This window comes from Variovorax sp. FG153, assembly GCF_057809595.1.
The window spans coordinates 232,035-252,604 of the sequence record NZ_JBMDKG010000004.1 but is presented as its reverse complement, the minus strand read 5'-3'; the positions used below and the strand labels follow the sequence as shown (position 1 = coordinate 252,604).

19 protein-coding genes are annotated in these 20,570 nt (G+C 69.3%); 14 read left to right on the top strand and 5 right to left on the bottom strand.

Annotation, left to right across the window (positions count from 1 at the left end):
- Positions 1–7: 7 nt before the first annotated feature.
- From glyS to ACODT0_RS07785, 6 genes are read left to right on the top strand one after another with little or no spacing between them, the layout of a single operon-like run.
- Complete coding sequence (gene glyS / locus ACODT0_RS07810; protein WP_057596588.1) at positions 8–2,140, top strand: glycine--tRNA ligase subunit beta; 2,133 nt, start codon at positions 8–10, stop codon at positions 2,138–2,140.
- A gap of 28 nt (positions 2,141–2,168) precedes the next feature.
- Positions 2,169–2,498, top strand: coding sequence for a hypothetical protein (locus tag ACODT0_RS07805; RefSeq protein WP_261217264.1), 330 nt, complete (start codon positions 2,169–2,171; stop codon positions 2,496–2,498).
- Positions 2,495–3,031: a DUF6036 family nucleotidyltransferase gene (locus ACODT0_RS07800; protein ID WP_093348278.1), complete on the top strand. Its 537-nt coding sequence runs from the start codon at positions 2,495–2,497 to the stop codon at positions 3,029–3,031. Before ACODT0_RS07805 ends, ACODT0_RS07800 begins: the two co-directional genes overlap by 4 nt.
- Positions 3,028–3,609, top strand: a complete 582-nt coding sequence (gene gmhB / locus ACODT0_RS07795) for a D-glycero-beta-D-manno-heptose 1,7-bisphosphate 7-phosphatase (RefSeq protein WP_172705816.1) — start codon at positions 3,028–3,030, stop codon at positions 3,607–3,609. The genes ACODT0_RS07800 and gmhB overlap by 4 nt, the downstream gene beginning before the upstream one ends.
- Complete coding sequence (locus ACODT0_RS07790; protein ID WP_489040998.1) at positions 3,609–4,400, top strand: lysophospholipid acyltransferase family protein; 792 nt, start codon at positions 3,609–3,611, stop codon at positions 4,398–4,400. Before gmhB ends, ACODT0_RS07790 begins: the two co-directional genes overlap by 1 nt.
- Positions 4,401–4,455: 55 nt before the next feature.
- Complete coding sequence (locus tag ACODT0_RS07785; protein WP_489041008.1) at positions 4,456–5,460, top strand: M48 family metallopeptidase; 1,005 nt, start codon at positions 4,456–4,458, stop codon at positions 5,458–5,460.
- 109 nt (positions 5,461–5,569) lie between these two features.
- On the opposite strand, the gene ACODT0_RS07780 is transcribed toward ACODT0_RS07785, so the two are convergent.
- From ACODT0_RS07780 to ACODT0_RS07760, 5 genes are all read right to left on the bottom strand, one after another.
- Positions 5,570–6,700, bottom strand: coding sequence for an IS481 family transposase (locus tag ACODT0_RS07780; protein WP_413762712.1), 1,131 nt, complete (start codon positions 6,698–6,700; stop codon positions 5,570–5,572).
- A 156-nt stretch (positions 6,701–6,856) separates the two neighbouring features.
- Positions 6,857–7,633 (bottom strand): SDR family oxidoreductase, encoded by a 777-nt coding sequence (locus ACODT0_RS07775; RefSeq protein ID WP_489040997.1) that lies wholly within the window; start codon positions 7,631–7,633, stop codon positions 6,857–6,859.
- Between the two features lie 95 nt (positions 7,634–7,728).
- On the bottom strand, positions 7,729–8,661 hold the full coding sequence (locus tag ACODT0_RS07770) for a pseudouridine synthase (RefSeq protein WP_261217246.1): 933 nt from the start codon (positions 8,659–8,661) through the stop codon (positions 7,729–7,731).
- Positions 8,658–9,959 (bottom strand): leucine-rich repeat-containing protein kinase family protein, encoded by a 1,302-nt coding sequence (locus ACODT0_RS07765; protein ID WP_489041007.1) that lies wholly within the window; start codon positions 9,957–9,959, stop codon positions 8,658–8,660. The genes ACODT0_RS07770 and ACODT0_RS07765 overlap by 4 nt, the downstream gene beginning before the upstream one ends.
- A 50-nt stretch (positions 9,960–10,009) precedes the next feature.
- On the bottom strand, positions 10,010–11,071 hold the full coding sequence (locus ACODT0_RS07760) for an MBL fold metallo-hydrolase (protein ID WP_057596582.1): 1,062 nt from the start codon (positions 11,069–11,071) through the stop codon (positions 10,010–10,012).
- Positions 11,072–11,197: 126 nt separating this feature from the next.
- Here ACODT0_RS07760 and ACODT0_RS07755 point away from each other — a divergent pair, with 126 nt between their 5' ends.
- The 8 genes from ACODT0_RS07755 (at position 11,198) to iaaH (ending at position 20,569) form a co-directional block, all read left to right on the top strand.
- Entirely contained in the window at positions 11,198–11,641 is a 444-nt protein-coding gene (locus ACODT0_RS07755) for a MerR family transcriptional regulator (RefSeq protein WP_057596581.1), read from the top strand.
- 58 nt (positions 11,642–11,699) lie between these two features.
- On the top strand, positions 11,700–12,422 hold the full coding sequence (gene can, locus ACODT0_RS07750; RefSeq protein WP_057596580.1) for a carbonate dehydratase: 723 nt from the start codon (positions 11,700–11,702) through the stop codon (positions 12,420–12,422).
- Between the two features lie 22 nt (positions 12,423–12,444).
- Complete coding sequence (gene aceK, locus ACODT0_RS07745) at positions 12,445–14,265, top strand: bifunctional isocitrate dehydrogenase kinase/phosphatase (protein WP_489040996.1); 1,821 nt, start codon at positions 12,445–12,447, stop codon at positions 14,263–14,265.
- 136 nt (positions 14,266–14,401) lie between these two features.
- Positions 14,402–15,586 (top strand): acetyl-CoA C-acyltransferase, encoded by a 1,185-nt coding sequence (locus ACODT0_RS07740; RefSeq protein WP_489040995.1) that lies wholly within the window; start codon positions 14,402–14,404, stop codon positions 15,584–15,586.
- An 86-nt stretch (positions 15,587–15,672) separates the two neighbouring features.
- Positions 15,673–16,920, top strand: a complete 1,248-nt coding sequence (locus tag ACODT0_RS07735) for a glutamate carboxypeptidase (protein ID WP_489040994.1) — start codon at positions 15,673–15,675, stop codon at positions 16,918–16,920.
- 31 nt (positions 16,921–16,951) lie between these two features.
- On the top strand, positions 16,952–18,079 hold the full coding sequence (locus tag ACODT0_RS07730) for an acyl-CoA dehydrogenase family protein (protein ID WP_057596576.1): 1,128 nt from the start codon (positions 16,952–16,954) through the stop codon (positions 18,077–18,079).
- Between the two features lie 13 nt (positions 18,080–18,092).
- On the top strand, positions 18,093–18,926 hold the full coding sequence (locus tag ACODT0_RS07725) for a metallophosphoesterase (protein ID WP_479670931.1): 834 nt from the start codon (positions 18,093–18,095) through the stop codon (positions 18,924–18,926).
- Between the two features lie 179 nt (positions 18,927–19,105).
- A complete protein-coding gene (iaaH, locus tag ACODT0_RS07720; RefSeq protein WP_479672457.1) occupies positions 19,106–20,569 on the top strand; it encodes an indoleacetamide hydrolase in 1,464 nt (487 codons plus the stop codon).
- The last annotated feature ends 1 nt before the right edge of the window (position 20,570 follow it).

The following is a 20,570-nucleotide window of genomic DNA, read 5'->3' as shown; positions in this document are numbered from 1 at the left end:
GACCCCCATGAACAAGACCTCCCTGCTGGTTGAACTGTTTGTCGAAGAACTGCCGCCGAAGGCGCTGAAGAAGCTCGGCGAGGCCTTCGCGGGCGTGCTGCGCGAACAGCTCGTGGCCCAGGGCCTGGCCGAGGCCGGCTCGGTGCTCACGCCCTTCGCCTCGCCGCGCCGCCTGGCCGCGCACCTCACGCACGTGGCCGAGCGCGCCGCCGACAAGGCCGTCTCGCAGAAGCTGATGCCCGTGGCCGTGGGGCTCGATGCCTCGGGCCAGCCCACGCCCGCGCTGCTCAAGCGCCTGGGCGCGCTCGGCGCCGACGCCTCGGCCGTGCCCGGCCTCAAGCGCGCCATGGACGGCAAGGCCGAAGCCCTGTTCTACGAGAGCACCGCCAAGGGCGCCACCCTGGCCGAGGGCCTGCAGAAGGCGCTGGCCGAAGCCATCGCCAAGCTGCCGATCCCGAAGGTCATGAGCTACCAGCTCGAGAGCGGCTGCGAGCTGCCGGGCTGGAGCAGCGTGAGCTTCGTGCGCCCCGCGCACGGCCTGGTCGCGCTGCACGGCGATGCCGTGGTGGCGATCGAGGCGCTGGGCCTCAAGGCCGGCCGCGAAACGCATGGCCACCGCTTCGAGGCCGCGGTCGATCCCGTGGTGCTGCGCAATGCCGACAGCTACGCGCTGCAGCTGCGCGACGAAGGCGCGGTGATCGCGAGCTTCGAGGCGCGCCGCGCCGAGATCGCGCGCCAGCTCGCCGCGGCCGCGGTCCAGGTCGGCGGCGGCTCGGTGCCGATCCACGACGACGCGCTGCTCGACGAGGTGACGGCGCTGGTCGAGCGCCCCAACGTGCTGGTCTGCAGCTTCGAGCGCGAATTCCTCGAGGTGCCGCAGGAATGCCTGATCCTCACGATGAAGGCGAACCAGAAGTACTTCCCGCTGCTCGATGCGTCGAGCAAGCTCACCAACCGGTTCCTGGTCGTCAGCAACATCAGCCCCGACGATGCCAGCGCCGTCATCGGCGGCAACGAGCGCGTGGTGCGCCCGCGCCTGGCCGACGCCAAGTTCTTCTTCGACCAGGACCGCAAGAAGACGCTGGCCTCGCGCGTCGCATCGCTGGGCAAGGTGGTCTATCACAACAAGCTCGGCACCCAGGGCGAGCGCGTGGAACGCGTGATGCGCATCGCGCGCGCCATCGCCGAGAAGCTCGGCGATGCCAACGTGGCGCGCCAGGCCGTGCAGGCCGCCCAGCTGGCCAAGGCCGACCTCGTGACCGACATGGTCGGCGAGTTCCCCGAGCTGCAGGGCATCATGGGCCGCTACTACGCGCTGCACGACGGCCTCGACGCGGCCGTGGCCGATGCCATCGAGGACCACTACAAGCCGCGCTTCGCGGGCGACGAACTGCCGCGCAACAGCGTGGGCCTGGTGGTCGCGCTGGCCGACAAGCTCGAGACCCTGGTCGGCATGTTCGGCATCGGCAACCTGCCCACCGGCGACCGCGATCCGTTCGCGCTGCGCCGCCATGCGCTCGGCACGATCCGCATGCTGATCGAGAAGAACCTGCCGCTGGACCTCGACGCGCTGCTGGCCGGGGCCGCCGCGCAGTTCCAGGGCATCGCGGGCTTCGATGCCTCCAAGGCCACGGTCGAGCTGCAGGACTTCATTCTCGACCGCCTCGCCGGCAGCCTGCGCGAGCAGGGCGCCAGCGCGCAGGAAGTCGACGCCGTGCTGGCCCCGCGCCCGCAGCGCCTGGGCCAGGTGCCTCAGCTGCTCGCCGCCGTGCGCGCCTTCGCCGTGCTGCCCGCCGCCGCCGCGCTGGCCGCGGCCAACAAGCGCATCGGCAACATCCTCAAGAAGGCCCCCGAGGCCGACGCCCACGTCAGCGAGCTGCTGCTGCAGGAGCCCGCCGAGAAGGCGCTGCATGCCGCCATGGCGCAGGTGGTGCCCGCCGCCAACGCCCAGTTCGATGCCGGCGATTACACCGCCTCGCTGCAGACCCTGGCCGCGTTGCGCGAACCGGTCGATGCCTTCTTCGACGGCGTGATGGTCAATGCCGAGCAGGCCGACCTGCGGCTCAACCGGCTGGGGCTGCTGATGTCGCTGCATGCCGCGATGAACCGCGTGGCGCAACTCGAGCGGCTGGCGGTCTGAAGACCGTCGCTCGATAATCCGATCGCGCATGAACCGTCAACAGCAACTGGATCAGTTCTCCCTCGCCCTGCACCAGCGGGCGGTGGCGGTGCTGCGCCAGGAGCCCGCATTGCGCGAGCAGGCCCGCCGCACCCTCGAACGGTGGCGCCAGCAGTCGGGCCCCACGCGCTCCGACGTGCTGTGGGACGAGTGGGAGCGTCTTCTCGCCGGCGATGCTGGCGTGCTCGAAGATGCCGCGCTCGTCGAGTCCGAGCATGGACAGCTCATGCGCAGCGTGTCGCCACTCGGCGGCCTCGTCTCGCAGGTCGAACGAATGGCATTGCTCAAGCAGGCGCGCGAGCAGGCCGCGACCCCATGAAGCTCGAAGAACTGCAGCATGTATTGCGCGCTTCCGCGGCGATCTCGAAAGAAAGTTCTTTTGTGGTCGTCGGCAGTCAGGCCGTGTTGCTGCTGCTCGATCAACCGCCCGAGTCGCTGCTGGTATCGCGCGAAATCGATCTCTACCCCGCGCTGCATCCGGAGCGCGCCGATCTGATCGACGGTGCGATCGGTATGCACTCGAGCTTTCACGAGACCTTCGGTTATTTCGCCGATGGTGTCGGGCCCGAGACCGCCGTGATGCCCGGCGACTGGATGAGTCGTGCCAGTCTGCACTACGTCGGCGAGATCACGGCCATCTGTCCGGAACTGCACGACCTGGTCGTCTCCAAGTGCGTGGCCGGTCGCGAGAAGGACGCCGATTTCGTGCGCGAGCTGTTGAAGCAGGACCTGGTATCGCTCGATACGCTGGTGCAGCGCATCGGCATGCTGGACGCGGCGAAGTACCCGCTGCCGCATCTGGTCGCCTGGGTGAAGCGACGCAAGCTGGAGTCTGAAGGAACACCTCCATGAAACTCGTGATCCTCGACCGCAACGGCACGATCAACGTGCACCGCGAAGACTTCGTGAAGAGCGACACCGAGTGGACGCCGCTGCCCGGTGCGCTCGAGGCCGTGGCGCGGCTCAACCATGCGGGCTGGCACGTGGTGATCGCGTCGAACCAGTCGGGCCTGGGGCGCGGTCTGTTCGACATGGCTTCGCTCAATGCGATGCACGCCAAGATGCACAAGATGCTCGCGGCCGTGGGCGGGCGTGTCGATGCGGTGTTCTATTGCCCGCACAGCCCCGACGAGGACTGCGAATGCCGCAAGCCCAAGCCGGGCCTGTTCCAGCAGATCGGCGACCGCTTCGGCATCGACCTGGCGGGCGTGCCCACCGCGGGCGACAGCCTGCGCGACCTGCAGGCCGGCGCGGCCGCCGGCTGCGAACCGCACCTGCTGCTGACCGGCATGGGCGCGGCCTGCCGCGGCTTCGATCCGCTGCCTCCCGAATATCCGGCGGACACGAGGGTGCACGAAGACCTCGCCGCTTTCGTCGACTTCCTGCTCGCGCGCGAGGCGCGGGCCGAATCCATGCAGGTGGCTCTCTGATGGCGTTGCTCCGTTCCGTTCTCCACGCGCTGTGGATGTTCGTCACCGTCGTCCCCTGGGCGATCATCATGCTGGTGTGCTCGATCTGGATGCGCGGCATACCGCTCTATTGGATGGCGGCGCGCTGGCTCTCCTGGGCCGTCGGCAGCGGCGCGCGCGCGCTCCTGGGCATCCGGCTGCGCGTGAGCGGCATGGAGAACCTGCCGGCCGACAAGCTCGCGGGCGCGATCCTGCTGGTCAAGCACCAGTCCACGCTCGAGACCTTCCTGATGCCCACGCTGATGCCGCATCCGCTGGCCTACGTGTTCAAGAAGGAGCTGCTCTACGTGCCCTTCTTCGGCTGGGCCATGGGCCGGCTCGACATGATCCACATCGACCGCAGCCAGCGTGCCCAGGCCTTCAACAAGGTGGTGAGCCAGGGCCGCAAGCTGCTCGCGCAGGGCATCTGGATCATCATGTTCCCCGAGGGCACGCGCATCCCGCGCGGCCAGAAGGGCACCTACAAGAGCGGCGGCACGCGCCTGGCCTGCGAGACCGGCGTGCCCGTGATCCCGATCGCCGTGACCTCGGCCAAGGTCTGGCCGCGCAAGGCCTTCATCAAGCGCTCCGGCGTGGTCGACGTGTCGATCGGCGTGCCGATCTCGAGCGCCGGACGCAAGCCCGACGAGCTGATGCGCGAGGTCGAGGCCTGGATCGAGGCCGAGATGCACCGCCTCGATCCCGAGGCGTACCGCGATGCCGATACCACCGGTGGCGTGGCCGGCGGCGCCGCGGTCGAGAAGGTGGGTTGAAGGCGTTCGCGCCGTCGACCGTCGTTTCTTTCTTGTCGATCACCGGACATCGAGCATGCGGGAGCTGATGCAGCTGGCGCTGGACCTGTTCGGCGATGGCGCCGTGGCCGCGCCGCCGCCCGCCGCGCCGCGCGGGCGCAAGAGCCCGGGCCCGGCACGGCCGCGCGCGCGCCAGCCCGGCAGCCTCGTGCCCGACGCGCTGCCCTTCGCGGTGCCGCCGGTGGTGGCCGTGCCCACCACCACGGTGCCGCTGGTCGAGGACACGCGTCCGGCCGTGCCGCTGGCCGACACCCTGGCGCCCGCGAGCTTCGTGCATCCGCAGGCCTCGCGCGAGCTGATGCTGGGCGCGGCGCGCGTCGCCTACGAATTCAAGCGCGGCAAGCGCCGCACCATCGGCTTCGTCGTCGGCGCCGAAGGCCTGTCGGTGCGCGCGCCGCGCTGGGTCGCGCTGCGCGACGTCGATGCAGCGATCCGCGAGAAGGGCGACTGGATCCTGCGCAAGCTCGCCGAGACGCAGCAGCGCCACGCGCGCGTCGAGGCCACGCGCATCGACTGGAAGGACGGCGCGGGCTTTCCCTTCCTCGGCGAGCCGGTGGTGGTGCGGCTCGATCCGAAGCATGGCTTCGAGGGCGTGGGCGGGGCGCTCGATGCGGGCGACGGCACGGGTCCGCGGCTGCTGCGGCTGGCCGTGGCGCAGAACGCCGAGCCATCGCAGATCCGCGATGCGGCGCAGGCCTGGCTGATGCGGCAGGCACGCAAGCTGTTCATCGAGCGGCTCGATCACTTCGCGCCGCTGCTGGGGGTGCGGTGGGCGAAGCTGTCGTTGTCGAATGCGGCGACGCGGTGGGGGAGTGCGAGTGCGGATGGGTCGATTCGGCTGAACTGGCGGTTGATCCACTTTCGGTTGTCGGTGATCGACTATGTGGTGGCGCATGAGTTGGCGCATCTGCGGGTGATGGATCACTCGCATCGGTTCTGGGAGACCGTTGAAAGCGTGGTGCCGGATTACGATGTGTTGAGGCAGCAGTTGAAGGATGAGGCTGTGCCTCGGTGGGGGTGAGTTTTTCTTGCTGAGGCTGTTGGCCGGGACTCGCCCCGGCGGGCGAGTCACTTTCTTTTGTCTCGCCTGTATGGACCGGGCACATGGTGGACACATTCTGCATGGTGGCTCAGGCCTCGCGCAGGTCGATCTCGCGCAGCTTGTGGTGCACGAAGTAGACGTCGTAGCAGCCCTCTCGCCCGGGCTGCGCGCGCAGCGCGATCTCGTGGTCCTTGAGTGCTGCGGACACCTTGAAGCGCTTGCTCTTGAAGCGCACCTCCCCCAGCCAGCCGACCTTCACCACCGTGTCGTTCGGGCCGTACTCGAGCGGTGGCAGCGTCCTCGGATAGGCCCTCTCGCTGGCGCGATACCGGCTCGCCGGGGTGTTCATGCCCAGCGCCTGGTGCGGGCGCTCATGGTTGTAGATACGCCTCCAGCGATCGAACTGCTGCTGTGCCTGCGCCAGATCCTGGAAGCTGCGCCCGGCCAGCAACTCCGCCTTCAGGCTGCGATGGAAGCGCTCGTCCTTGCCGTTGGTCTGCGGGTGATAGGGGCTGCTGAAGCTCACCCGCACGCCCAGGCGGATGAGCCACAGCGCGAGTTCGCTGAGCTGGCCCGGCTCGCGCGGACTGCCCCAGGGTGCGCCGTTGTCCGCATTGATGCGCACCGGCAGACCGTAGCGGGAGAAGACGTCCTGCAACTGCTCCTTCACGCTGGCCGTTTGCTGGCGGGCACAGGCGCGCAGGGCCAGGTTGTAGCGAGAGTGGTCGTCCAGCAGCGTCAGCGGATGGCAGGGCCCCGCTGCGGTGGACACGTAGCCCTTGAAGTCGATCTGCCAGAGGCTGTTGGGCGCCTCGTGCTCGAAGCGCTGCCAGGCGGTGGCCGCACTGCTGGCCTGGGCGCTGATGAGGCCGTGGCGCTTGAGGATGGAGTTGACGGTGCTCGGAGCCAGGCAACCCTGTCCGAGGTCGCTCAGGCGCCGTGCGAGCTTGCGTGCGCCCCAGGCAGGGTGCTGCTGGCGCAGCGAGACGATGGATTGTTGAAGTTCGGGCGAGGTCTCGCCGGGGCTGTGGTGCGGGCGGCGACTGGCATCGCCCAGGCCGGCGGCACCCAGCGTGGCGCTGCGTGCGAGCCATTTGTAGCCGGTCTGCGGGCTGATGCCGAAGCGCCGGCACAGCTCACGCCGATTGGCACCTTCCTGGCGTGCCAGGGCAACGAACTCTTCTCTCAGGCTCATGGTGTCTCGGGTGCTCCAGGGCATGGTCGTCTTCCGATCGGGCGATATGCCCGATGGTGTCCACCATGTCCTCGCACATGTGTCACCCATGTCTCCGGTCCATACAGCGAGACAAGAAAAGTAAGTCGCCCGCCGGGGCGAGACCCGGCCAACAGCCTCAACAAAAACGCAGCAAGAAAATCAACGCGCGTGCGTCACACCCCCATCGACAACCAACGTAGACCCCATCACATAGTCCCCCGCATCAGAAGCCAGATAAATCGCCGCCCCCGCCATGTCCTCGGGCTTCCCGATCCGCCCCGCCGGAATCCGCCCCTTGATCTCATCCCCATGGTCCCGGGCATCCTTGTTCATGCTCGAGGCAAAGGCCCCCGGCGCGATCGCGCTCACCACGATCCCGTCCTGTGCCAGCCGCAGCGCCATGCGCCGCGTGAGTTGGATCAGCCCCGCCTTGCTCGCCGCGTACGAGTAGGTCTCCTGCGGATTCACCGAGACCCCGTCGATCGAAGCGATGTTGATCACCTTCGCCAGGTGATCGCCCCCCGCGGCCGCCTTCTTCAGCAACGGCGTCAACGCCTGCGTCAGGAAGAACGGCGTCTTGAGGTTCAGGTCCACCACCTTGTCCCAGCCGCTCTCCGGAAACTCCGCATAGGGCGCCCCCCAGGCGGCACCGGCGTTGTTGACGAGGATGTCCAGCGACGACTCATGCTTCGCGAACGCGGCGACCAGCGCCTGCGCACCTTCGAGCGTCGACACGTCGGCCGGCAGCGACACGCAATGCCCGAAGGCCGACAGTTCCTGGGCGGTCTGGTCGCAGGCCTCGGCCTTGCGCGCCGAGATGTAGACCCGTGCGCCCTGCGCCAGGTAGCCCTCGGCGATCATGCGGCCGATGCCGCGCGAGCCGCCGGTGATGAGGGCGGTGCGGCCCTGGAGCGAGAAGAGTCGGGTGGTGTCCATGTGCGGCGTCTCCTGGTGTGCGTGGGGCCGCCCGATGGAGGAAAGGCAAGGGCAGCCGGAGGCCGCAGCTTAGTGCCGGCGTCGCGCCGCGGGCGTCACCTTGGCGCCAGCAGCAGGCGCAACTGGCTGTCGAAGCGGCGCGGCTCGCCGGTCAGGGGATCGGTGAAGGCGATGGAGCGCGCCAGCAGTTGCAGCGGCCGCTCGAAGTCGTCGGTGTCGACCGGCGTCAGCACCGGATAGAAGGGGTCGTTCACGATCGGCATGCCCAGCGCCAGGCAGTGCACGCGCAGCTGGTGCCGCCGGCCCGTGACCGGCGAGAGCGCGAGGTGCGCGAGCCCGTCGAACGCCTTCAGCACCGCGATGCCGGTCTCGGAATTCGGTTCACCGGGCGCTTCCTTCACCTGCATGAAGTGCGCGTCGTCGACCAGCCGGCTGCGGTAGACCGGCGGCAGCGCGGCCGCGGCGGCCTCGCCGCCGGGCAGCGGCACGATCGCCTCGTAGTCCTTGTGCACCGTGCGCTGCGCGAACATGGTTTGGTAGGCGCCGCGTGTCTCGGGCCGCACGGAGAACAGCACCAGGCCCGCGGTGCTGCGGTCGATGCGGTGCAGCGGCGACAGCGCCTCGATGCCGAGCTTGCGCTTGAGCCGCACCAGCAGGCTGTGGTGCAGGTACTTGCCGGTGGGCGTGACCGGCACGAAGTGCGGCTTGTCGACCACCAGCAGGTGCTCGTCGCGGTACAGCACCTGCTCCTCGAACGGGATCGCCGGCTCGGTGTCGAGCGCGCGGTAGTAGAAGACGCGCAGCGGCGCCTGGTAGCGGCGCTCGGGCGTGACGGGCACGCCGTGCTCGTCGACCACCTCGCCGTCGCGGATGCGCTGCATCCAGGCCTCCGGTGCGATCGCGGTGAAGCGCGCGATCAGGAAGTCGGCAATGGTCGGCCAGTGGTCCTCGGTCGGCAGGCCGACGCAGCTCGCGCTCACGCCGTCGCGCATCGGCAGCGGCGGATGGGCGAGGCGGCCGCGGCTCATGCGAGAGTCTCTTCGAGCAGCGCGGCGATCTCCGCGGCCGAAGGGCGCGAGGCCACCTCGGGCTGCAGGCAGCGATCGCGCAGCGCCGTCATCGCAGGAGGCGGTTCATCGCAGCGCGCGGCCAGTTCCTCGAGCAGGCAGCCGAAGGCGCGCACCTCCAGTTGCCGCGCGCGCGCCGCGTCGCCGGCGGGCAGCGCATCGGCGAGCCAGGCGGCGCCGAAGTCGCCCAGGCGCGCGCCGTCTTCGGAATGCCAGAGGATGTTGTGCGCATAGAGGTCGCCATGCACCAGGCCGCGCGCATGCAGGTGCCGCATCGCCGCGGCGATGTCGCGCGCGATGCGCAGCGCGGTGCCTGCGGACCAGCGGGCGTCGTCGGCATAGACGTCGCGCGTGCACGAGGCCAGGCTCGGCGGCCCCGCGAGCGTGCGGAACGACGCCGGTACGCGCGCCATCACCAGGCCCTGCGTGCCCTCGGGATGGCCGTCGATGCGGCCCTGCGCGCCGATCAGGGTGGCATGGGCGCCGGCCGCGATGCTGGCGGCGAGTTCGCTGCGTGGCCAGCCGTCGCTGGTGACGGCCCCCTTGAAGAGCTTGACCGCGACCGGCTCCCGCTCGTTCAGCAGCGCCTCGTGGATCACGCCCGAGGCGCCTTCGCCGAGCCGTGTGCCCAGTTGCAGCGCGTGCCAGTCGATGCGCGGCACCGCGGGCGCGATCGCCGCGGCCTCCTCCTCGCGTGCATCGAAGGCATTGCCCGCGGCGGCCAGCCACGACAGCCGCGGCATCGACCACAGCCAGCCGGGCGGCGCCGCGAAGCGGTTGGCGGAGATGCGCAGCAGCTCGAGCCGCGTGCAGCCGGCCAGCGTCTCGGGCAGGCTGTTCAGGCGGTTGCCCGCGAGCATCAGCTTCTGCATGCGCGTGCAGTCGCCCAGCGTGTCGGGCAGGCGCTCGATCGCGTTGTCGGTCAGGATCAGCCAGCGCAGCGAGGGCGCGAGCGACGCGGCCGGCACCTCGGCGATGCGGTTGGCCTTGAAGCCGACGATGTCGAGGTTCGCGCAGTCGCCGATCGATTCGGGCAAGCGCGTGAAGCGGTTGTCGGAGCAGAACAGCACGCGCAGCCGGTGCAGCCGGCCCAGGTCGTCGGGCAGGCGGTCGAGCGCATTGCCCGTGAGGTTCAGCACCTCGAGCGTGTCGGCCAGCTCGAAAACTTCGCGCGGAAATTCCTCGAGGCCGCAGCTCAGGTCGAGCCGCGTGGCGCCCGTCAGCCTGCCCGCGCGCAGATCGGCCAGCGTGTGCGACATGTTCATGCCCGCGAGTCTATGCGCGGCCGTGCGCCGCGCTGTGCCGGAACTCAGGCCAGGGCGCCGAAGCGGTAGATGCCGTCCGCGCCCAGCTCGCGCTTCACCTGCCCCGAGAACCAGAGCAGGTGCAGGTGCGCCACGGTCTCGCCCATCGCGAAGGTCATCTGGTGCAGGTCGAGTTCGCGCTTGAACAGGATCGGCAGTCCCTCGAAGGCCGTGATCGGCCGTGCCAGCGCGACCTCGAGCAGCTCGGCCAGGCGGTCGCGGTGGTGCTCCTGCAGCTGTTCGACGCGGCGGTGGATGCCGGTGAAGGGCTTGCCGTGCGCGGGCAGGCCGAGGGTGTCGGCGGGCAGCGACTTGAAGCGCTCGATGCTGTCGAGGAACAGGCGCAGCGAATTCGCCTCGGGCTCGCCCGCGTACACGCTCACGTTGGTCGAGATGCGCGGCAGCATCATGTCGCCGCCCAGCAGCAGCTTGAGATCGTCGCAGTACAGCGCGATGTGCTCGGGGGCATGGCCGTAGCCGCTGATGCAGCGCCAGGCATGGCCGCCGATGTCGATGCTCTCGCCGTCGAGCATGCGCACGAAGCTCTCGGGCACCGAGGGCACCATGTTGGCGTAGTAATTGGTGCGGCCGCGGATCTTGTCGAGCGCCTCGGGGTTGGCCAGGCCGTGCGCACTGAAGAAGCGCGCGGCATGCTCGCCGCCGGCGAGCGTGTCGCCGCTGCTGCAGAGCACGCGCGCCACGTGGTAGTCGGTGGAGCTGATCCACAGCGGCACGTTCCAGCGCTTGCACAGCCAGTCGGCCAAGCCGATGTGGTCGGGATGCATGTGGGTGACGATCACGCGCACGATCGGCAGGCCCTGCAGCTGGGTCTCGAAGATCTGCTCCCACTGGGCCCGCGCCTCGTCGCGCGAGATGCAGCAGTCGACCACGGTCCAGCCCTCGACGCCGCGGTAGTTGTCGCGCAGCAGCCAGAGGTTGATGTGGTCGAGCGCGAACGGCAGCCGCATCCGGATCCAGCGCACGCCGGGCGCCACTTCGAGGGCCTCGCCGGGGGCGGGCAGGGTGTCGCCGAGGGGGTAGTGGAGTTCGCGTTCGAGCAGATTCATGTAGGATTGACGTTTACGTAAACGTCATGGGTTGAGGGCACCATTGTAGAGAGCGCGGCGCAAATGTGCTGTCGCCCCCGCAACGCCCCCTTCCCGGCGCCTCCCGTGTTCCTTGAACAAGCCCTCATGCCAGCGCAAACCTTCACCATCAGCCAGCTCGCGAAGGAATTCGACCTGACGACGCGGGCGATCCGCTTCTACGAGGACATGGGGCTGCTCACGCCCGAGCGCGCGGGCCTGCAGCGCATCTACAGCGCGCGCGACCGGGCCCGGCTCACGCTCACGCTGCGCGCCAAGCGCCTGGGCCTGAGCCTGACCGAGGCCAAGGACATCCTCGACATGTACGACAGCCCGCGCGACACGGTGCCGCAGCTCGAGCGCTTCCTCAGCATCCTGGGCGCCCACCGCGCGCAGCTCGAGGGCCAGCTCGCCGAGCTGCAGGCCAATATCGCAGAAGTGCGCGCTCACGAAAAGAAGGGCCAGACAGCGCTGGCGCGCGCGCAGAAGGCCGAAACCGCCGCCAGGCCCAAGGCCACCAGGCCACCGCGACCGGCCAAGGCCACCGCCTGAGAGCCCGGCGCCGGGCGCCGCCGCATCGAATCCCCTCCACCTCACCGACAATCCCCGCATGTCCGAATCCCTCGACGACCTCTTCGCCCACAACCGCGCCTGGTCCGCGCAGATGGAACGCGACCGGCCTGGTTTCTTCTCCAGCCTGGTCAAGCAGCAGACGCCGCGCTACATGTGGATCGGCTGCTCCGACAGCCGCGTGCCCGCCAACCAGATCACCGGCCTCGAGCCCGGCGAGGTGTTCGTGCACCGCAACGTGGCCAACATCGTGGTGCACTCCGACCTCAACGCGCTGTCGGCGATCCAGTTCGCGGTCGAGCACCTGAAGGTCGAGCACATCATGGTGGTGGGCCACTACGGCTGCGCGGGCGTGAAGGCCGCGCTCAACGGCACCCGCATCGGCCTGGCCGACAACTGGATCCGCCACATCCAGGACGTGCGCGACCGCCACCACGTGATGCTCGACGGCTTCGCGGAAGAAGTGCGCGCCGACGCGCTGTGCGAACTCAACGTCGCCGAGCAGGTGGTCAACGTGGCCGTCAGCACGGTGATGGTCGACGCCTGGAGCCGCGGCCAGAAGGTCACGATCCACGGCTGGACCTTCGGCGTGCACGACGGCCTGCTGCAGGACCTGGGCATGAGCGTGGAAGGCGACAAGTCGCTCGAATCGCTCTACAAGGCCGCGGTGCAGCGCGTGCGCCACAAGTACAGCCGCCCCGGCGAGCTGGTGACCCGGCTCACCGGCAAGCCCGCCGCGGCGCCGACGCCCGCCGCCGGCTGAAGGCGCGCCTTCTCCCCGGTCCATGTTCCCGCAGCGCCTCGACTCCCCGCTGGCCTACGACATCGCGAAGGCGATGATGGACGGCTTCAACCGGCACTACACGCTGTTCCGGGCCGAGTCGTCGCGCGCCAAGCACCGCTTCGAGACCGCCGACTGGCATGGCCAGCAGCGCGCGCAGCGCGAGCGCATCGAGTTCTACGACCTGCGCGTGAGCGAGGCGGTGGCGCGGCTCGAGAAGGAGTTCAAGGCCGGCGAGCAGCCGATGGACGTCTGGCACCAGGTCAAGCTGCACTACATCGGCCTGCTGGTCGACCACCACCAGCCCGAGCTGGCCGAGAGCTTCTTCAACTCGGTCACCACCAAGATCCTGCACCGCGCGTACTTCCAGAACGACTTCATCTTCGTGCGCCCGGCGATCAGCACCGAGTACATCGAGCCGCGCGGCATGCCCACCTACCGCGCCTACTACCCGGCGCACGCCACGCTGGCCGACCACATCGAGCAGATGCTCGACGACTTCGCGCTGCTCGGCAGCTGGGCCCACAAGCGGCGCGATGCCGAGCGCGTGGCGGACGCGATGCAGGCGCGCTTCCACCAGGTCAAGCTGCGCGCCAACTTCCAGCTGCAGGTGCTCTCGGGGCTGTTCTACCGCAACAAGGGCGCCTACGTGGTCGGCAAGATCATGAACGGTTTCGTCGAGCTGGCGTTCGCGCTGCCGATCCTGCACGACGGCCAGGGCCGCTTCCACGTCGATGCGGTGCTGTTCGGCGAGGACGACCTGCAGATGCTGTTCAGCTTCGCGCGCGCCTACTTCATGGTCGACATGGAGGTGCCCTCGGCCTGCGTGCAGTTCCTGCGCTCGCTGATGCCGCGCAAGCCGCGCGCCGAGATCTACAACGCGCTGGGCCTCGCCAAGCAGGGCAAGACGCTGTTCTACCGCGACTTCCTCTCGCACCTCAACTACTCGAGCGACCGCTTCCGCATCGCGCCCGGCATCAAGGGCATGGTGATGCTGGTGTTCGACCTGCCCTCGTTCCCGTTCGTGTTCAAGGTCATCAAGGATTTCTATCCGCCGCCGAAGGACACCACGCGCGAGCAGATCAAGGGCAAGTACATGCTCGTGAAGCAGCACGACCGCGTGGGCCGCATGGCCGACACGCTCGAGTACAGCGACGTGGGTTTTCCGCTCGACCGCTTCGAGCCCGCGCTGATCGAGGAGATCCGCAAGTTCGCGCCCAGCCAGCTCGAGATCGGCGACCGCGACGGCAACGGGGAGATGGAGCTGGTGCTCAAGCATGTCTACATCGAGCGCCGCATGATCCCGTTGAACATCTACCTGCAGGAGGCCTTCGACATGCTCGCGCATCCCGAGAGCCCGGCGCAGGCCAGGCGCGCCAGGGAGCAGCTCGAGCAGGCGGTGATCGAATACGGCAATGCGATCAAGGACATGGTGGCCGCCAACATCTTCCCGGGCGACATGCTGTGGAAGAACTTCGGCGTCACGCGCGGCGGCAAGGTCGTGTTTTACGACTACGACGAGATCGAATACATCACCGACTGCCAGTTCCGCAAGGTGCCCGCGCCGCGCAACGAGGAAGAGGAGATGAGCGGCGAGGTCTGGTATTCGGTCGGCCCGAAGGACGTGTTCCCCGAGACCTTCGAGCCCTTCCTGCTGGGCAACAAGGACGTGCGCGAAGCCTTCATGGCGCACCACGCCGACCTGCTCGACGCCGCCTTCTGGCAGCACCACAAGGAACGCATCCAGGCCGGCCAGATGCTGGACGTGTTCCCGTACGAAGAGTCGCAACGCTTCCACGACGAGGAGCAGGTGGCGCATTCCTGAAAACCAACAGCCGGACGCAGAGGACGCGAAGGTTTCGCGAAGAGCGCGAAAGAGATATGAAGACATTCGAATGTCTTCTTTCGCGTCCTCTGCGTCCGGAAGTCCGATTTCCTTTCCAACTCCAAGGAGCACTGAAATGTCCGAATCCATCGTCATCGTCGGCGTCGCCCGCACCCCCATGGGCAGCTTCCAGGGCGACTTCTCCTCCCTCGCGGCGCACGACCTCGGCGGCGCCGCGATCAAGGCCGCCGTCGAGCGTGCCGGCATCGCGCCCGACAGCGTGGGCGAGGTGCTGTTCGGCAACTGCCTGATGGCGGGCCAGGGCCAGGCGCCCGCGCGCCAGGCGGCCTACAAGGGCGGCCTGCCCGACAGCGCCGGCGCGGTCACGCTCAGCAAGATGTGCGGCTCGGCCATGAAGGCCGCGATGCTCGCGCACGACCTGCTCCTGGCCGGCACGCACGACGTGATGGTGGCCGGCGGCATGGAGAGCATGACCAACGCGCCCTACCTGATGCTCAAGGGCCGCGGCGGCTACCGCATGGGCCACGACCGCATCTTCGACCACATGATGCTCGACGGCCTCGAGGATGCCTACCAGCCGGGCCGCTCGATGGGCACCTTCGGCGAGGACTGCGCGGCCAAGTACAAGTTCACGCGCGAGCAGCAGGATGCCTTCGCCATCGCCAGCGTCGAGCGCGCCAAGAAGGCCACCGACACCGGCCTGTTCAAGGACGAGATCGTGCCGGTCACCGTCAAGGGCCGCGGCGGCGACACGCTGATCGCCATCGACGAAGGCCCGGGCAAGGTCAAGCTCGACAAGATCCCGACGCTCAAGCCCGCGTTCAAGAAGGAGAACGGCACCATCACCGCCGCCTCGAGCTCGTCGATCAACGACGGCGCCGCCGCGCTGGTCATGATGACCGAGTCGCATGCGAAGAAGATCGGCGCGAAGCCGATCGCGCGCATCGTCGGGCATGCCACGCACGCGCAGCAGCCCGAGTGGTTCTCGACCGCGCCGGTGGGCGCCGTGGCCAAGCTGTTCAAGAAGACCGGCTGGGCCGTCAAGGACGTGGACCTGTGGGAAGTCAACGAGGCCTTCGCGGTGGTGCCGATGGCGCTGATGCACGAGCTCGACGTGTCGCACGACCGCGTCAACATCCACGGCGGCGCCTGCGCGCTGGGCCACCCGATCGGCGCCAGCGGCGCGCGCATCATGGTCACGCTGATCCACGCGCTCAAGGCGCAGGGCAGGAAGCGCGGCGTGGCCACGCTGTGCATCGGTGGCGGCGAAGGCACCGCCGTGGCGCTCGAGCTGCTGTAAAAAGCACGGCGCCGCGTCCGCAGGCCTGCATGGCCGGCGGACTTTCATTGTTTCAGAGAACGAATCGCAGAAAAGCAGGAGGTCCCATGCGTCCCTTTCATTCACGCAACGTCATCGCCGCCGTGCTCGCGGGCGCCCTGCTCGCGCCGGCCGCCTGGGCGCAGAAGCGCGACAACGTGCTGTTCCAGGCCGCCACCGACGAGCAGCCCGCCGTCATCAAGACGCTCGAGAAGCTGGTCAACATCGAGACCGGCACCGGCGACGCCGAGGGCATCGCCGCGGCGGGCAACTTCCTCGAGGCCGAACTGAAGAACCTGGGCTTCACCGTCACGCGCAGCAAGTCGGCCGGCCTGGTGGTGGGCGACAACATCGTCGGCAAGCTCAAGGGCCGCGGCGGCAAGAACCTGCTGCTGATGTCGCACATGGACACCGTCTACCTCAAGGGCACGCTCGTCAAGGCGCCGTTCCGCATCGAGGGCGACAAGGCCTACGGCCCCGGCATCGCCGACGACAAGGGCGGCAATGCCGTGATCCTGCACACGCTCAAGCTGCTCAAGGACTACGGCGTGCGCGACTACGGCACCATCACCGTGCTGTTCAACACCGACGAGGAGAAAGGCTCCTTCGGCTCGCGCGACCTGATCCAGGAAGAGGCCAAGCTGGCCGACTACGTGCTCTCGTTCGAGCCCACCGGCGCCGGCGACGAGAAGCTCTCGCTCGGCACCTCGGGCATCGCCTACGTGCAGGTCAACATCACGGGCAAGGCTTCGCACGCGGGCGCCGCGCCCGACCTCGGCGTGAACGCGCTGGTCGAGGCCTCCGACCTGGTGCTGCGCACCATGAGCATCGACGACAAGTCGAAGAACCTGCGCTTCAACTGGACCATCGCCAAGGCCGGCAACGTCTCGAACATCATCCCGGCCAGCGCCACGCTCAACGCCGACGTGCGCTATGCGCGCAACGAGGACTTCGATGCCGCGATGAAGACGCTCGAGGAGCGCGCGCAGCAGAAGAAGCTGCCCGATGCCGATGTGAAGGTGATCGTCACGCGCGGTCGCCCGGCCTTCAATGCCGGCGAAGGCGGCAGGAAGCTGGTCGACAAGGCGGTGGGCTACTACAAGGAAGCCGGCGGCACGCTGGGCGTGGAAGAACGCACCGGCGGCGGCACCGACGCGGCCTACGCGGCGCTGTCGGGCAAGCCCGTGATCGAGAGCCTGGGCCTGCCGGGCTTCGGCTACCACAGCGACAAGGCCGAGTACGTGGACATCAGCGCGATCCCGCGCCGCCTGTACATGGCCGCGCGCCTGATCATGGACCTGGGTTCCGGCAAGTAACGACGACGAGAACGACACGAGGAGACACGCCATGCTGCTGAGCACCGACCAGGAAGCCATCCGCGACGCCGTGCGCGATTTCGCGCAGGCCGAACTCTGGCCCCACGCGCCGAAGTGGGACCGCGAACACAGCTTCCCGAAGGAAGTGCACCAGGGGCTCGCGGCGCTCGGTGCCTACGGCATCTGCGTGCCCGAGGAACACGGCGGCGCCGGCCTCGACTACCTCACGCTCGCGCTGGTGCTCGAGGAGATCGCGGCCGGCGACGGCGGCACCAGCACCGCGATCAGCGTGACCAACTGCCCCGTCAACGCGATCCTGATGCGCTACGGCAATGCGCAGCAGAAGAAGCAGTGGCTCGAGCCGCTCGCGCAGGGGCGGATGCTCGGCGCCTTCTGCCTGACCGAGCCGCAGGCCGGCAGCGATGCCTCGAGCCTGCGCACCACCGCGCGCAAGGACGCCGACGGCTATGTGATCGACGGCGTGAAGCAGTTCATCACCAGCGGCAAGAACGGCCAGGTGGCGATCGTGATCGCGGTCACCGACAAGGCCGCGGGCAAGCGCGGCATGAGCGCCTTCATCGTGCCGACCGACGCGCCGGGCTACCAGGTGGCGCGGCTCGAGGACAAGCTCGGCCAGCACAGCAGCGACACCGCGCAGATCAACTTCGACGGCTGCCGCATCCCGGCGGAGAACCTGATCGGCGCCGAGGGCGAGGGCTACAAGATCGCGCTCGGCGCGCTCGAGGGCGGCCGCATCGGCATCGCCGCGCAGAGCGTGGGCATGGCGCGCAGCGCCTTCGACGTGGCCGTGGCCTATGCCAAGGAGCGCCAGGCCTTCGGCGGGTCCATCTTCGATCAGCAGGCCGTGGGCTTCCGGCTCGCCGATTGCGCCACGCAGCTCGAGGCCGCGCGCCAGCTGATCTGGCATGCCGCGAGCCTGCGCGATGCCGGCCGCCCCTGCCTCAAAGAGGCCGCGATGGCCAAGCTGTTCGCGAGCGAGATGGCCGAGCGCGTGTGCAGCGCCGCGATCCAGACCCTGGGCGGCTACGGCTACGTGAACGACTTCCCGCTCGAGCGCATCTACCGCGACGTGCGCGTGTGCCAGATCTACGAAGGCACCTCGGACATCCAGAAGCTGCTGATCCAGCGGGCGCTGTGAGCCGGCCGCGCTGATGCGCCGCCCCGGATGGCGCGCCTTCGCGGCGCTCGCGCTGGCCGCGCTCGGCCTCTGGAGCGTCGCGATCGAGCCGCGCTGGGTCGCGGCACGCACCGAGACGCTGGACAGCGCCGCCTGGGGCGCGCAGCCGCGGCTGCGCATCGCGGTCGCGAGCGACTGGCACCTGACCGAACGCAGCCTCTGGCGCGTGACCGACGTGGAGCGCGCGCGCCGCATCGTCGACGACATCAATGCCGCGCAGCCCGACGTGGTGCTGCTGCCCGGCGACTTCCTGGCCGGCCACGGCGGCGACGAGCCGCTGCCGATCGAGACCATGGCCGGCGTGCTCGGGCGGCTGAAGGCGCCGCTGGGCGTGTACGCCGTGCTCGGCAATCACGACTGGTGGCACGACGGCGCGCGCATCGCGCACGCGCTGTCGGCGCAGGGCATCGTGGTGCTCGAGAACGACGCCGTGCCGCTGCCCGGGCGCGAGCTCTGGGTGGTGGGCATCGGCGACCACTCCACCGATCATTCGCAGCCCGATCGCGCCCTGTCGCGCGTGCCGGCCGGCGCTCCCACGCTGGTGTTGATGCACGACCCGGCGAGCCTGGCCCGGATGCCGCGCCTCGCCGCGCCCGCGCCGGTGCTCACCGTCGCCGGCCACACCCATGGCGGCCAGGTCTGGGTGCCGGGCTACGGCGCGCCGATCGTGCCCGGCGCGGCGCCGCGCACCTGGGCCTATGGCTGGATCGAGAACCGCGGTCGGCGCATGTACGTGACCAGTGGCCTGGGCGTGAGCATCCTGCCGGTGCGCTTCAACATGCGGCCCGAGTGGGTGATGTTCGAGTAGGGCTCCCTCATCGCGCATCCGCGCCTTGTCATCGGTTTCGACGACAGACAGCCGCCGCGCGGCGGCGCACGATGGCGGCCTTCCGTTCGTTCATCGAGGCCGTCTCCATGACCCGTTCTTCCTTCGTTCCCTTGCGCCGCCCGGCGCGTCTCGCCGCGTCCGCGCTGGCCGTGCTCGCAATGAGCGCCATCGGCGCCCACGCCCAGCAACCGGCCGCGCCCGACATCGCCACCCTGACCGCCAGCGACGCGGTGCGCGAGCTCTGCGCCGGCCGGCTGACCAGCGAGCAGCTGGTCACGGCCTACGTCGCGCAGGCCAGGGCGAAGGCCAATCTCAACGCCTTCATCACGCTCGACGAACAGGGCGCGCTCGCGGCTGCGCGCGCCGCCGATGCCGCGCGCAAGCCGGGCGCGGCCTGCAAGCCGCTCGATGGCCTGCCGGTGGCGATCAAGGACAACATCCAGGTGCGCGGCCTGCCCGCCAGCGCCGGCACGCCCGCGCTCAAGGGTTTCGTGCCGGCGGCCGACGCGCCGGTGGTCGCGAAGCTGCGCGCGGCCGGTGCCATCGTGCTGGGCAAGACCCACATGCACGAGCTGGCCTTCGGCGTCACCGGCTACAACCCGGCCTTCCCCTCGGGCCCCGAGGTCGGCGTGCGCAATGCCTACGACCCGCGCCGCATCGCGGGCGGCTCCTCCTCGGGCAATGGCGCGGCGCTGGGCGCGCGCATGGTGTCGGCCGCGCTGGGCACCGACACCGGCGGCTCGGTGCGCATTCCCTGTGCCTTCAACGGCTGCGCGTCGCTTCGGCCCTCGATGGGGCGCTATCCGCAGCAGGGCATCGCGCCGATCTCGCACACGCGCGACACCGCCGGCCCGATGGCGCTGTCGGTGGCCGACCTGGTGCTGCTCGACCGCGCGATCGCGGGCGGCGCGGCGGTGCGTCCCGCCGACCTGAAGCGCGTGCGGCTCGGCGTGGTGCCGGCCTTCTTCGCCAACCTCGATGCCGACACCCGTGCCGCCACCGATGCCGCGCTGGCCAAGCTGCGCGCGGCCGGCGTCACGCTGGTCGAGCTCGAGATGCCGAAGCTCGCCGAACTCAACGGCGCGGTGGGCTTCCCGGTCGCGCTCTACGAGGCGAACGACGACATGGCGGCCTACCTCGCGAAGTACGACACGGGCATCGACCTCAAGCAGCTCGCCGCGGGCATCGCCAGCCCCGACGTCAAGGGCACCTTCGACGGCCTGGTGCTGCCGCGCAAGCTGCCGGCCGCGAACGGCACGGTCGACGCCAGGCCGGCCTACGACAACGCGATGCGCGTGGCGCGCCCGGCGCTGCAGAAGCTCTACCGCGACACCTTCACGAAGCACCGGCTCGACGCGCTGGTGTTCCCGACCGTGCCGCAGGTGGCGCTGCTGGCCGCGCCCGAGGCCAGCAGCCCCGAGAACTTCGGCGCGCTGATCCAGAACACCGACCCCGGCAGCAACGCCGGCATCCCGGGGCTGCAACTGCCCTCGGCGCTGGGCGCGACCAGCGGCCTGCCGATCGGGCTCGAGCTCGACGGCCCCGCGGGCAGCGACCGCCGCCTGCTGGCGCTGGGCCTGGCGATCGAGCCGCTGCTCGGACGGCTGCCGGCGGCGAAGTAGT

Coding starts and splice junctions, on each gene's coding strand:
- glyS (WP_057596588.1), top strand. CDS start 8: ATGAACAAGACCTCCCTGCTGGTTGAACTGTTTGTCGAAGAACTGCCG.
- ACODT0_RS07805 (WP_261217264.1), top strand. CDS start 2,169: ATGAACCGTCAACAGCAACTGGATCAGTTCTCCCTCGCCCTGCACCAG.
- ACODT0_RS07800 (WP_093348278.1), top strand. CDS start 2,495: ATGAAGCTCGAAGAACTGCAGCATGTATTGCGCGCTTCCGCGGCGATC.
- gmhB (WP_172705816.1), top strand. CDS start 3,028: ATGAAACTCGTGATCCTCGACCGCAACGGCACGATCAACGTGCACCGC.
- ACODT0_RS07790 (WP_489040998.1), top strand. CDS start 3,609: ATGGCGTTGCTCCGTTCCGTTCTCCACGCGCTGTGGATGTTCGTCACC.
- ACODT0_RS07785 (WP_489041008.1), top strand. CDS start 4,456: ATGCGGGAGCTGATGCAGCTGGCGCTGGACCTGTTCGGCGATGGCGCC.
- ACODT0_RS07780 (WP_413762712.1), bottom strand. CDS start 6,700: ATGCCCTGGAGCACCCGAGACACCATGAGCCTGAGAGAAGAGTTCGTT.
- ACODT0_RS07775 (WP_489040997.1), bottom strand. CDS start 7,633: ATGGACACCACCCGACTCTTCTCGCTCCAGGGCCGCACCGCCCTCATC.
- ACODT0_RS07770 (WP_261217246.1), bottom strand. CDS start 8,661: ATGAGCCGCGGCCGCCTCGCCCATCCGCCGCTGCCGATGCGCGACGGC.
- ACODT0_RS07765 (WP_489041007.1), bottom strand. CDS start 9,959: ATGTCGCACACGCTGGCCGATCTGCGCGCGGGCAGGCTGACGGGCGCC.
- ACODT0_RS07760 (WP_057596582.1), bottom strand. CDS start 11,071: ATGAATCTGCTCGAACGCGAACTCCACTACCCCCTCGGCGACACCCTG.
- ACODT0_RS07755 (WP_057596581.1), top strand. CDS start 11,198: ATGCCAGCGCAAACCTTCACCATCAGCCAGCTCGCGAAGGAATTCGAC.
- can (WP_057596580.1), top strand. CDS start 11,700: ATGTCCGAATCCCTCGACGACCTCTTCGCCCACAACCGCGCCTGGTCC.
- aceK (WP_489040996.1), top strand. CDS start 12,445: ATGTTCCCGCAGCGCCTCGACTCCCCGCTGGCCTACGACATCGCGAAG.
- ACODT0_RS07740 (WP_489040995.1), top strand. CDS start 14,402: ATGTCCGAATCCATCGTCATCGTCGGCGTCGCCCGCACCCCCATGGGC.
- ACODT0_RS07735 (WP_489040994.1), top strand. CDS start 15,673: ATGCGTCCCTTTCATTCACGCAACGTCATCGCCGCCGTGCTCGCGGGC.
- ACODT0_RS07730 (WP_057596576.1), top strand. CDS start 16,952: ATGCTGCTGAGCACCGACCAGGAAGCCATCCGCGACGCCGTGCGCGAT.
- ACODT0_RS07725 (WP_479670931.1), top strand. CDS start 18,093: ATGCGCCGCCCCGGATGGCGCGCCTTCGCGGCGCTCGCGCTGGCCGCG.
- iaaH (WP_479672457.1), top strand. CDS start 19,106: ATGAGCGCCATCGGCGCCCACGCCCAGCAACCGGCCGCGCCCGACATC.